This is a genomic window from Methylobacter sp. (assembly GCF_030680395.1).
In the GTDB taxonomy this organism is placed as follows: domain Bacteria; phylum Pseudomonadota; class Gammaproteobacteria; order Methylococcales; family Methylomonadaceae; genus Methylobacter_A.
Genome location: NZ_JAUXVR010000022.1, coordinates 1 through 12,558 on the forward strand (window position 1 = coordinate 1; position 12,558 = coordinate 12,558).

At 48.9% G+C, this 12,558-nt stretch carries 11 protein-coding genes; 1 reads left to right on the plus strand and 10 read right to left on the minus strand.

The annotated features are described in order from the left end of the window. The 8 genes from Q8L79_RS08545 to Q8L79_RS08580 form a co-directional block, all read right to left on the minus strand. Nucleotides 1–455, minus strand: a 455-nt coding sequence (locus Q8L79_RS08545) for a DUF502 domain-containing protein (protein ID WP_305270033.1), incomplete at its 3' end; no start/stop codon positions are given. Between the two features lie 59 nt (nucleotides 456–514). Beyond that, the gene (locus tag Q8L79_RS08550) at nucleotides 515–871 is read right to left on the minus strand and encodes a hypothetical protein (RefSeq protein WP_305270035.1); all 357 of its coding nucleotides are present in this window, start codon (nucleotides 869–871) and stop codon (nucleotides 515–517) included. An 84-nt stretch (nucleotides 872–955) separates the two neighbouring features. After that, on the minus strand, nucleotides 956–3,682 hold the full coding sequence (locus Q8L79_RS08555) for a cation-transporting P-type ATPase (protein WP_305270037.1): 2,727 nt from the start codon (nucleotides 3,680–3,682) through the stop codon (nucleotides 956–958). 99 nt (nucleotides 3,683–3,781) lie between these two features. Continuing rightward, nucleotides 3,782–4,651: a universal stress protein gene (locus Q8L79_RS08560; RefSeq protein ID WP_305270039.1), complete on the minus strand. Its 870-nt coding sequence runs from the start codon at nucleotides 4,649–4,651 to the stop codon at nucleotides 3,782–3,784. Continuing rightward, nucleotides 4,651–6,144, minus strand: a complete 1,494-nt coding sequence (locus Q8L79_RS08565) for a SulP family inorganic anion transporter (protein WP_305270041.1) — start codon at nucleotides 6,142–6,144, stop codon at nucleotides 4,651–4,653. Before Q8L79_RS08565 ends, Q8L79_RS08560 begins: the two co-directional genes overlap by 1 nt. Before the next feature lie 250 nt (nucleotides 6,145–6,394). Beyond that, nucleotides 6,395–7,753, minus strand: a complete 1,359-nt coding sequence (gene nhaD / locus Q8L79_RS08570; protein ID WP_305270043.1) for a sodium:proton antiporter NhaD — start codon at nucleotides 7,751–7,753, stop codon at nucleotides 6,395–6,397. Nucleotides 7,754–7,885: 132 nt separating this feature from the next. Next, nucleotides 7,886–8,299, minus strand: coding sequence for a hypothetical protein (locus Q8L79_RS08575; RefSeq protein WP_305270045.1), 414 nt, complete (start codon nucleotides 8,297–8,299; stop codon nucleotides 7,886–7,888). 49 nt (nucleotides 8,300–8,348) lie between these two features. Beyond that, the gene (locus Q8L79_RS08580; protein ID WP_305270046.1) at nucleotides 8,349–10,577 is read right to left on the minus strand and encodes a bifunctional SulP family inorganic anion transporter/carbonic anhydrase; all 2,229 of its coding nucleotides are present in this window, start codon (nucleotides 10,575–10,577) and stop codon (nucleotides 8,349–8,351) included. A gap of 321 nt (nucleotides 10,578–10,898) precedes the next feature. On the opposite strand from Q8L79_RS08580, the gene Q8L79_RS08585 reads away from it, so the two are divergent. After that, entirely contained in the window at nucleotides 10,899–11,108 is a 210-nt protein-coding gene (locus Q8L79_RS08585; RefSeq protein ID WP_305270047.1) for a hypothetical protein, read from the plus strand. A gap of 145 nt (nucleotides 11,109–11,253) precedes the next feature. On the opposite strand, the gene Q8L79_RS08590 is transcribed toward Q8L79_RS08585, so the two are convergent. Both Q8L79_RS08590 and Q8L79_RS08595 read right to left on the minus strand, forming a co-directional pair. Continuing rightward, on the minus strand, nucleotides 11,254–11,574 hold the full coding sequence (locus Q8L79_RS08590; RefSeq protein ID WP_300486944.1) for a non-heme iron oxygenase ferredoxin subunit: 321 nt from the start codon (nucleotides 11,572–11,574) through the stop codon (nucleotides 11,254–11,256). 81 nt (nucleotides 11,575–11,655) lie between these two features. Continuing rightward, nucleotides 11,656–12,438, minus strand: coding sequence for a class I SAM-dependent methyltransferase (locus Q8L79_RS08595; RefSeq protein ID WP_305270050.1), 783 nt, complete (start codon nucleotides 12,436–12,438; stop codon nucleotides 11,656–11,658). Between the last annotated feature and the right edge of the window lie 120 nt (nucleotides 12,439–12,558).

Sequence of the window (12,558 nt, forward strand, 5' to 3'; positions counted from 1 at the left end):
CTGGTAACGGCTTCAATATCCATGTTCGATTTTACGACCTTTGATTGGTGCACAATAATGGTAAATCCGGAAGTGGGGTTTGGCGAAGTAGGCACATAGACAACCAGCATTTCGCCTACTTTATTGGTGACATAAGCCGGCACCCATAAGCCTTCTTTGGGGTATTCGATAAGAACAATTTCTTTAGCGACGCTTTTTTCCCGGCTGCCGAGCAGGTTGACCAGTTTTTTGCTGACCCGGTAAACCGTCCTGATCATTGGAATCCGGTTAATCAATAGTTCAACCTGATGCAGCACCCACATTTTTTCAGATACAGTAACCCGATAACCGGTGTAGGCAATAGCGATAAAAGACAACATGAATGCCAGGACGGTTATAAAAACATTGTTGGAATAGCCGTAAATATAAATAAAAAAGTCTCTGAGGATGGTTTCCAAAAACACCAGGACCTGCATGACAATAACGACCGGAATGACCGCTAAAATGCCGACTATAAAATATTAATGCCACTAACTTAATTACGCATTAATCGCTCTTTTATATATTTTGCTGTCAGATAACCCAAAATCGCTCCCCATATCATCATAAAAATTCCGTGTAATATTATTTCAAAATTAAACCTATAGGCTTGTGCATAGTAATCATAGAGGTAATCTACTGTTACAATACAAGCTGTTATATACACAGCTTTTTTAAATTCAACTGCATGCGCATAAAAAAAACTAACGCCTAGTACAATAAACCCTATCAAAAACCTTAAGCCTGCATGGATTGACCAATGAAGATCGAGTATAGGGGTTTTTAATAATGCTATATTCAAAAAATAGAGCAAAACAATACCTACCATAAAAGAAAAAACGAGCATTTTCATAGCGTCACTTCTATACATACAATCATGCATGTTCCTATAATTAATTGTTTTAAAATTAAGGGTGCCTCGAAAAATGCCCCTTATTCATTTCTTGCTATTCGCGGCCACTGCTTTGGGCTGAAACAAGCGCATAAAAAACTTTTCTATTTCAACCAGTATAAACACACTGGAGGCGACGGCGACAATCATTTGCCAGGCATGCGCGTCTATATCAACCGTGCCGAATAACGCTTGCATAGGCGGCCAATAGGTGAAAGCGAATTGAAATACAAGCAGCATCAGGACAGCCAGCCACATCAGCCAGTTACCGAACAGGCCGTGCAGATTGAGCACGGAATGGTGCAGGTAACGGCTGTTGAAGACATAAAATATTTCAAACATCACCAGCGTATCCACAGTAATCGTTCGCGCCTGTTCAATCGAAGCTCCCAATGACCGCTCCCAGAGAAACAAGCCGAAAGTGCCGGTAACCATAATCAGCGACACAAATACAATGCGCCAAACCATAAACCTGGAGAGTAACGGCTCGTCAGGCTTTCTGGGCATGCGGCTCATAATATTGCGTTCCGGCGGCTCAAAGGCCAGCGTTAGCGACAAGGTCACGGCAGTAATCATGTTCACCCATAATATTTGCACCGGAGTGATAGGCAATGTTTCGCCCATGACGATGGCCGCGACGATCATTAACGCTTCGCCGCCCCCGGTAGGCAAGATAAAAATAATCGACTTAAGCAGGTTGTCGTAAATGCCGCGCCCCTCTTCAACAGCATGGGCTATCGACGCGAAATTATCATCCGCCAACACCATTTCGCTGGTTTCCTTGGCGACCTCGGTGCCCTTTTGACCCATCGCCACGCCCACATCGGCGCGTTTTAGCGCCGGCGCATCATTAACACCATCGCCAGTCATCGCCACCACATGCCCGTCCGCTTGCAGAGCAGTCACCAAACGCAGTTTGTTTTCCGGACTGGTACGGGCAAAAACATCGACATCGCGAATGGCTGCCGTCAGTTCGCTATCGGTCATCCGGTCCAGCTGTTCCCCGCTCAGCACCGAACCGTCGCCGATATTGAGCTGTGTGGCAATCGCTACAGCGGTCGCCGCATGGTCGCCGGTAATCATTTTGACCCTGATCCCTGCGTTCTGACACTTGAGCACGGCTTTAACGGCTTCGGGACGCGGCGGGTCGATCATGCCGACAATGCCCAATAAGGTCAGCCCGGTTTCAGCATCGGCAAAGCTGATTTGATTTTGCGAGGAAGGTACGGCCTTGAACGCAATTGCCAGCAGGCGCTGACCATCGCCTGCGATTTCATCCATCATCTGACGCCAATGATCAACATGAATCGGCACATCTTCGCCATCGATGCGTTGCCGGTCGCACATGCCAAGCACCCGTTCTGGCGCGCCTTTGATAAAGACAAAGGCATGGCCGCTATGGTCGTGGTGCAGTGTCGCCATATAGCGATGCTCCGATTCGAACGGGATAACGTCGGTACGCGGCATTTCCTGATTCAGCAAATCAGGGCTTATCCCGGCTTTGTGCGCCAGGGTAACCAATGCGCCCTCGGTAGGGTCGCCGTGTACAATCCAGTTTATGGATTTTTGCTCCAGTCTTGCGTTATTACACAGCACGGCAGCGCGGAGCAGCTCATGCAAATCAGGGTGATCTTCTACCGGCGTGATTTCGTCCGCCAGTTTAAAACCGCCTTCGGGGCTATAACCGACACCTTCCACAGCAAAAAGCTTGTTATTAACGAACACCGATTTAACGGTCATTTCGTTGCAGGTCAGGGTGCCGGTTTTATCGGAACAAATGACGGTGACCGAGCCCAAGGTTTCGACGGCCGGCAAGCGCCGGATAATGGCATTGCGCTCGGCCATGCGTTGTACGCCGATAGCCAGGGTAATGGTCATAACCGCCGGCAAGCCTTCCGGAATGGCGGCCACCGCAAGCCCTACCGCCGACATGAACAAGTCTGTCAAAGACGAGTGCTGCATAGCCCAGCCATAGGCGAAGGTAGCCGAGGCCAGCACCACAATAGCAAAGGTCAGCCACTGACTGAAGCGTGCAATCTGCCGCAGCAGCGGCGTGGCTAATTGCGGAACTGTGCGCAGCATGGAGCTGATGCGGCCGATTTCGGTTTCATCGCCGGTGGACACCACCATGCCAAGCGCAGTGCCGTAAGTAATCAAGGTGCCCGAGTAAGCGAGGCAGAAACGATCTCCCAGTGGGACATTGGCGCCGACAGCCTCCGTGTTTTTTTCGACGGGTAAAGATTCCCCGGTGAGCATGGATTCATCGGCACGCAAATTTTTAACCTGTAAAAGGCGCAAATCAGCCGGCACCTTGTCGCCGCTTTCCAGGGAAACGATGTCGCCAGGAACCAGTTGCTCGGCGGGTATCAGGAAATTCTTGCCCTCGCGCCGCACCATGGCCTGGTGCGTCAGCATATTGCGTATCGCATCCAAAGCTTTTTCCGCCTTGCCTTCCTGAATGAAACCGATCAACGCATTGATCAACACCACGCCGACGATGATGCCGCTGTCGACCCAATGTTCAATGGCCGCCGTTACACCGGCGGCAACCAGCAATACATAAATGAGTACATTGTGGAATTGGCTGATAAAGCGTTTGAAAGATCCGCGGCTGACGGCCGGTGTCAGCCTGTTTAAGCCGTATTGCGCCAGCCGTAGCTTTGCCTCCTGCGGGCTTAAGCCCTGTTCAGTGCCGACCAAAGCCTCGTAAATTGCATCGGGGGAAAGCGCATGCCAAGAACGGCTTGGTGAAGAATTCTTTTTGTTCATCATTAATGACCTCATTGTGATTATCAACTGATGTTACCACTGTCCAAAGCTTCTGTTTCTGAAACCTCGTCAGAAGAACCGGCGCCGCTCCCTTACAGCCGCTTATCTCAGCAACAGCAGCGGTTTTTTGGCATTTAGCAGCATCTTGGTGGTAAAGCTGCCCAGCAGCAGGTCATGAAGACGGGTGTGGCTGAATGCGCCCATCACGATCATATCGATATCATGTTTGTCCTGATATTCACAAAGCGCTTGGTCGGGCTTGCCTTGTAATTTTTTCGTGGTCACTTCAATGCCGCCGGCATTTTTCAGTTTGCTGACAGCCGCGTCAAGCAATTGTTCGGTCGCTGCGTCATCTTTGCTGACGTTAACCAGATGGCAAGTGAGGCCTTTATAAAGCGGGCTGATGGCAACCATGTCGATGGCTTTTTCTGTCGCCTTGCTGCCGTCAAAGGCAATCATGATGCGCTGGGGGGCTTTGAACGCGTCGTTGACCACCAGAATAGGCTTATGCAATGAGCGGATGATGGACTCAAGTTTTGCGCCTATCTTGTCAGGCTGGTTTTCATGCACTTTTCCCCGGATGCCGATGACTAGGACACGGATGCTTTCCTCAAGCTCTATCAGCGATTCAACCAGGCTGCCGTGGCGCTGATTGGTATCGGGGTTGGCAATACCGGCCTGAATAACCCGCTCTTTGGCGGCTTGTAGCAGGAACTTGCCTTGCTGTAGCCTTAGTTTGCTGCGCTGCTGTTCGACGGCGGTCAGTTCTTCAAGCAAATGCTCCTGACTGCCTAAACCGATGCTGCCGGACAAATCCAAGGTTACGGCGGTTTCGGGATGGTGATCGATGTTATGCAACAGCTTTAATGGCGCATCGACGCGTTGCGCTATCCAGGCGGCATAATCGCAGACCGCTTCTGTCAGCGACGAGCCGTCGATGCAGGCCAGAACTCTATTCGTATTAGTCGTCATTAATGACCTCCCATGACTTTTTCAATTTCTTCGGGTTTATCGTGTATGCCGAAGCGGTCGACGATGGTGGCGGTGGCTTCGTTCATGCCGATCAACTCCACGTCCGCGCCTTCGCGGCGGAACTTGATGACGGCCTTGTCCAAGGCAGTCACCGAGGTGATGTCCCAGAAATGGGCGCGGTGTAAATCGATCACCACTTTATCGACAGCTTCCTTGAAATCGAAAGCCTCAATGAACTTACCCGTCGAATTAAAGAAGATTTGACCGATGACACGATAAGTCCGGCTGCTGTTCGCTTCGTCCAGATCCGACTCGACATACATGAAATGGCTGATTTTGTTGGCGAAGAACAACGACGCCAGCAGCACGCCGACGAAAACGCCGAACGCCAAATTATGCGTCAAGACCACGACAATCACGGTCGACAGCATCACCGCATTGGTGGACAGCGGGTGCTGTTTCAGGTTGACGATAGAGCTCCAGCTGAACGTGCCGATCGACACCATAATCATCACCGAGACCAGCGCGGCCATCGGTATCCTGGAAATCCATTCATCCAGAAACACCACCATGATCAGCAGAAAGCTGCCGGCGATTAAGGTGGACAAGCGTCCGCGCCCGCCGGATTTGATATTGATAACGGACTGACCGATCATCGCGCAACCGGCCATGCCGCCGAGCAAGCCTGCGCCGATATTGGCAAGGCCCTGGCCTTTGCATTCGCGGTTTTTGTCGCTGGAGGTATCCGTCAAATCATCGATGATGGTTGCGGTCATCATCGATTCCAGCAAACCGACTACGGCTAATGGAACCGAATAAGGCAAAATGATCTGCAAGGTTTCCAGCGTCAACGGCACTTCGGGCCAGAGGAAAATCGGCAGTGTGTCGGGCAGCTCGCCCATATCGCCGACGGTGCGGATGTCCAGATTCAAATAAATGGCGATGCAAGTCAACGCGACAATGCAAACCAGCGGCGAAGGCAGGGATTTACCAATCACCGGAATATACGGAAACAGATAAATAATCCCCAGTCCGCCTGCGGTCATTGCGTAAACATGCCAAGTCACATTAGTCAATTCCGGCAACTGCGCCATAAAAATCAATATCGCCAAGGCATTGACGAAACCGGTGACTACCGAACGCGACACGAAACTCATCAGGCTGCCGAGCTTCAGGTAACCGGCGATGATTTGCAAAACGCCGGTCAACAATGTCGCCGCCAGTAAATATTGCAAACCATGATCCTTGACCAGTGTCACCATCAGCAATGCCATGGCTCCTGTCGCCGCCGAAATCATGCCCGGCCTGCCGCCGACAAATGCGGTAACGACTGCGATGCAGAACGAGGCGTAGAGGCCGACTTTGGGATCGACTCCGGCAATGATGGAAAAAGCAATGGCTTCGGGAATCAGCGCAAGGGCAACGACCAAGCCGGACAATATATCGCCTCGGATGTTGCCGAGCCAGTCCTGTTTTTTTGATAAAAAGAGCATTTCAATCCTATGAATTAAAAAAGGCTATGCGAGAACATAGCCGTGGAGCATAAAAAATTATTCAACCTAAAAAACTTGGTTAGCCACAGATTTGCACAGATAAACGCTAATAAAGCATGATGTTAAGCGAGGTTTCTGCTTATCAAAAAGGCGATACAAAGAATTGATGTCATTCGTTGCTTATCTACTTAAATCCGTGTTTATCTGTAGCTCGACTACTTTTTCCAGGATTCAAAGATGGCGAGTATTTTTAGCCATTGATCATTAAATGAACATAAATGCTGACGATATAACCCAGCAAGATAACGGGCATCCATTTGAGATGCCCCACGAACGTATAAAGCCCTTTGCCTTGACCCATTAAAGCAACGCCGGCAGCCGATCCGACCGACAGCAACGAACCGCCGACACCGGTGGTCAAGGTAATCAACTGCCATTGCGCGGTATTCATTTCAGGGTGCATGCTGAGCACTGAAAACATCACCGGGATGTTATCAATAACCGAAGATAAAATGCCTAAGGTGATATTGGCCTGGGTCGGGCCCATATCAACGTACAGCGTATGCGATAGCAGGTCGAGGTAACCGATGAATTGTAGTCCGCCGACCGCGAAAACCACGCCGAAAAAAAACAGCAAGGTGTCCCACTCCGAATCGCGTACGCAATTAAAAATGTCGTAATGGCCTTCAAATGCGTTCGATATTGAAAAGTGGTAACTCAACATCATTAAAAACGACAGCCCGACCATCATGCCCATAAACGGCGGGATAAATAAATACTGTTCGCCGAGAATCGCAAAAATAATCGTCAGGATAAAGAAAGCCGTGATTCGTTTGGCGCCCGTCTTAAGGCGGACCTTTTCTTCTTGCTTATTAACGGGGGGCAGAGTGTTGGGTACAAAAAACTGCATACATAGCGCAGGTATGGCGAAATTCAGCAAAGCAGGGATAAACAGCTGGAAAAATTCGATGAAAGGGACATGGCCCGATTGCCAGACCATCAGCGTGGTGATATCGCCAAAGGGACTGAATGCCCCGCCCGCATTGGCCGCCACGACAATATTGATGAAACTGAGATTAACAAAACTTTTTGCATCTTTATCGGCGAACGCCATCACCACCGCACCGACTAATAAGGCCGTGGTCATGTTGTTGGCAAATGAAGACAGGAAAAAGGCTATCACGCCGGTAATCCAGAACAGTTGCCGATAGCTGAATTGCTTGGTGCTTAACCAGCTGCGCAATACTTCGAAGACGTTCCTTTCTGTCATCGCGTTGGTATAGGTCATCGATACCAGCAAAAACAACAACAGTTCCGCATAATTCATTAGATCATGCATCAGCCTCCCTCTGATCTCTTCCCGGCCATAGCCGTTTTGTATCGCCAGATAAGCGGCCAATATCCAGATAATCCCCGATGCCATGATCACCGGCTTGGACTTTCTTAAGCCGGTAAACTCTTCGGTCATGACGAAGCCGTAAGAAATAACAAACATCGCCAGACAAATAATGCCGATTATCGAGTTGGTCTGTCCGAGCGTCGGGGCCAGTTCAGCGGCCTGGGCGGGAAGAGAGACAAAAAATAATAAAATAAGGGATAGTCGATACATTGTTTTAATAAAAAATTACCTTCAGGGAAAAAGCCAAAGTAGATGGCAGACAATACCGGCCGGATAGGCGGCGATTAATTTCATTTTATTTTATTTTTTGTTGGGATTCCTGATGTCATCCTAACTTGGCTGTTAACTGAAAGCAAAAAAGACCAGGCAGGATACGCTCACCGTAAAAGAGGTAAGCCATTTTATTTTTTGCATTGAAGACAGTTCTCTCCAGCAACCGGTAATGTATGACTTATATTGCAAGCGGGCGACGAGAAGTTGTGTTTTAAACCGGTTATAAAGGCCCGGCAGCGCTCGCCATAGGCGATAGAGCACACAAAGCGCCATAAAACAGAGCAGATAAAAAACGATAACCTGGCTTTGTTGGCGGGTGGTATGAAAAACATGCTCGATGATTTGTTCAAGAGCAAACTCGAACCACTCGAAAGTAAAATGCATGACTATGAACAATGAGTGCAACATCACATCATATAGAGTGATAACAAGTCCGATCAGGATGAAATAGCTCAGTATTTTTCGGTTAACTAATGGAATCATAGCTTGCTCCCAAAATAATAGTCTCAACAAAATCAGCTATTAATAGCTGTTACACATCCGCATAGAATTTCACTTTTCCGGTTTCAATGTCGTACATCCCGCCGACTATATCGATGTCACCGCTTTTTAACATGGCGTCCAGTAAGGGACTCTTGCTTTTGATTTGCTCGACGGTCAGTTGCACATTTTTATCGGCTACTTTTTGCACGAGTTCGCCATTACTGGCAGTGATTTTTACAGACTCTTCGGCATGCACGGCATCCACAGCCGGTTTTATTTTGTGCAATAGCCCGCTTAAATGATCCAGCTCTACATTATCGCAAGCGCCTTTGACTGCGCCGCAATGCGAATGGCCCAGCACCACGATCAACTTTGAGCCTGCCAGCTTGCAGGCGTATTCCATGCTACCCAGAATGTCGTCATTGATGACATTGCCGGCGACCCGCGCGCTGAACACATCGCCTAAACCCTGATCGAAAATCAATTCGACCGAGGTGCGCGAATCCATGCAGCTAAGAATAATCGCAATCGGGAATTGCCCTTGCCGGGTATCGTTGATTTGCTCCAACAGATTCCGGTTGGATTTCAGGTTATTAACAAAGCGCTCATTGCCTTCTTTCAGCAACGCCAGCACTTTAGCGGGAGTTAGCGATTTTTGAGTATCGTAGGTTGGCGCCCTGGCATTCTCAACCGGGTCGAGCACGCCAAAACCGCGCAGGTTTTCAATGGTCAGTTTGATATGTTTTCGTTGCGCTTCTATTTTGAAGTTTTCAATAATTTCGAAGACATCGTAATCGATGTATTTTGAGCGGGTTGCATCAATCACGACTTCCGAATAATCAGGTAACTGTTCGAGGGTTTGTTGAATATTAGCTTTATTCAGAAAAGAGATATGCTCGGATAACCTGAGTATGGTTTTATTGCCGATGTGCGACTCGGTAAAATAAAAAGGGCTTTTATAATTTTCCAGCAATATCGAAAATAACGCGGCGATCAGCCCAATAATAAGACCGAACAGCAGATCGGTAAAAATCATGCCCAGGATGGTGACGCAGAACGGGATGAAATGGTACATGCCCGCTTGGTACATCAGGGTAAAAGTTTTCGGCCTGATCAATTTATAACCGACCACCAGTAACACGCTGGCCAAACTGGCTAAAGGGATTTTGTTGATCAGTGTTGGAATAAAGATGACCGCAAACAGCAATAGCAGCCCGCATATAATCCCTGCCGCTTTGGTTTTTGCCCCGGACTGAATGCCGATAGAGCTGCGCACAACGACTTGCGCCAACGGCAGGCCGCCGATCAAACCGCTACAAATATTGCCGACGCCCTGAGCCATCAATTCCCTGTTGGTGGATGTCACTCTTTTATAGGGATCCATTTTATCGACCGCCTCCACAGAGAGCAGGGTCTTTAAGCTCGCTACGACAGCCAATGTTAACGCGGTCAGGTAAATGGCCGGATTATTGAACTGGGAAAAATCCGGGTAATGGAGTTGATTCAATAAATCGCCGGTGTTTTTTAGCACAGGAATCATAACCAAATGATTGCCGCCCAACGCCAGTTCAGGATAAAAGTTTTGCAGACCCTGATTGATTAGCGTACCTGCTAAAATCGCGATTAAAACGCCCTGAAACAACTGGAAAAACCGGTATTTTTTCATGAACGGCTGTTCCCACAAGATAAGAATCGCCAATGACATCAGCGCGATCATAACTGCCGTAGGCGAGCTGAAATCCAGCATATGCCCCAGTTCAGTAAAAGACGAGTAGCTATCGGCCTGAAAAAACGAGGTATCGCCTTCGTAATCCCGGTCGTAACCCATCGCATGGGGAAGCTGTTTCAGAAAAAGAATGAAGCCCATACCCGACAACATGCCATTAATGACGGATGACGGAAAGTAATAGGCAATAACCCCGGCTTTGGACAGCCCCATGATAATTTGGAAAACGCCCGCCACGACCAGGGCGAGTAAAAAGCCGTTGAAGCCCAGCTTGTCGATGGCCGACCAGACAATGACCGCAATACCTGCGGTTGCGCCGCTGATGCCCAGCGAAGAACCGCTTAACGGCGCCACTATAATTCCGCTGATAATGCCTGCTATCAAGCCTGAAAACAGCGGCGCACCCGATGCCAATGCGATGCCTAATGACAACGGTATGGCTATCAGAAAAACGGCGATACCGGCTGGTAAATCGTATTTCAGATAAGCAAACAGGCTATTATCAATTTTAGGGCTTGAATTCATCTGTATTTCTGTTACTTGCGTTTTCATGGTATTAACTTTATCGATGTCAATGTCTTAGGTGTTATGTGAAATAGAGCCGACACATAAGTAATATTTCGTTTGCACAATGAAGAAAAAAGCAACAAGGGAACGCTTCAGTTAATTTTCAAGCTCTAACTCTAGCCTTTTTCCCTTTCACCAACCTTTCATGACAGCTATTCCAGCTTTATGAATATTTTATTGCCGAAAGACGACGCAGTTTTGGCGGATGGATTAATACGCCGGGCGATAGCGGTTATTCAGTGGCCTGTACAAACCAAGGGAACTTATGCTGAGTGTTGACTGCAAGCACAAGGGTTCGGCTTGATCGTGCTTGATTTAGGATTGCCGGATGTCAATAGACTGGCACTGGGTCGATCTCGCAACCGTAAAATCTGTTTCCCCATCACCATCTTGACCGCATGTGACGAGGTCAACGACAGGATTAACGGCATTGAACAGGACGATATGACTATGCCCTTTGAGCTTAGAAAGCTGGGGATCAGGGCTCGCGTCCTGATTCGGCTTTGTTACCGCTGATTTAGTAACGATAGCGTGAGTGAAGGCTACCGCTCGACGGTTTTGATGTGCGGCATTGTTGATTTAAGCTCCCCGTGCCGAACTAACGGACGGGGAGCTTAAAGTTAACAATTTTACAGTCGGCAGTCATGGGCACGGAACAGCATTAATCCCAACGATTGTCTCTGACCTGCACCTTGCCATTTTCGATTCTGACCGGAAAGCAGTCGATGTTTTCATAGGCGGGCGGGGATTTTACTTCCCCGGTTTTCACGCAAAAACGCGCGCCGTGGCGGGGGCAGATAATCTCGTCGCCTTCCAGCCTGCCGCTGGCGATTTCGGCCCCGTCGTGGGTACAAACATCTTCAATCGCATAAAATTTGCCGTCGATTTTAAAGATGGCGACATCCGTCCCATCGACATCTATGACGATGTTCTCGCCGTTTGCTAAAGCATTTTCATCTACTGCATCTATCCAGTCTGACATTTTTTACCCATTACCGTTGTGTTTAAAAACTGGCGACTTACTAAAGCTCCACATGAACCTTGTGCCTTTCGCCTTGTACCTTTAGCCTTTCAAATAAACATCATATCGCAGCAACTTACCCTGAAAAGTTTGACTAGGCTTGCCACCCAAAGGTTCTGCGTAATCGGGACTTTTTACCACAACCCGCTTTCCGGCTGCATTTAAAGCGGCTTCAAAAAGCTGCTCCTTATCCTGATCGTCGCCCAGCAAATCGCGCAACACCATCATTGATTTTTTGGCTAAGGCGGACTTTTTGCGTTTGGGCGGGAACATGGGATCAAGATAAATGCAATCAGGCGGGCTTTCCAAATCGGCTAACAGATGGATGGCATTACCCTGTAGCAATCGGGGAGGTTCAAGATTAAGCCGCTGCATCCAGTCTTGTTGCGTCAATCGGGCAAAGCCGTCGGCCAGCAATTCCGCCATGACAGGCGAACGTTCGATGCACAGCAGCTCGTAGCCCATGCGAAAAATATGCAGGCTGTCCTGGCCCCAGCCGGTAGTGGCATCGACGACGGTCTTGGTTTTTCGCCCGAGCGCCTGAGCCAAAGCGCCGTCTTTGGGCGCAGGCCACGACCGCTGCTCGCCATTGCGCGGCTCAATATCGACGGCTAAGCCGCCTTTTTTAAGCAGCTCTCTGTCGAGTAATTTTAAGCAGCCGTCACGCCAAGTTAAAAAGAATTGTTCCGGGCTGTCGCTATTCAGCGACTCATACAAAGGAACGCCTAACCTTTCCGCAAGCTGCCGGAACGGTAGGCTATCGTCCTGCCCTTGGTAAAGTACGGCCAACTGTCCAGAGTATTGCTGCGTTATTTTCGTGGTCATGGCTTGAATTAGCCACGAAGAACATCGAGTTACAGCGTTTTCATTTCTGGTTAATCATCGGTGGATGCGTTGCACTTATCCACCCTACTTCAACCCTGAACAGGTGTCGCGCTTGTAGGG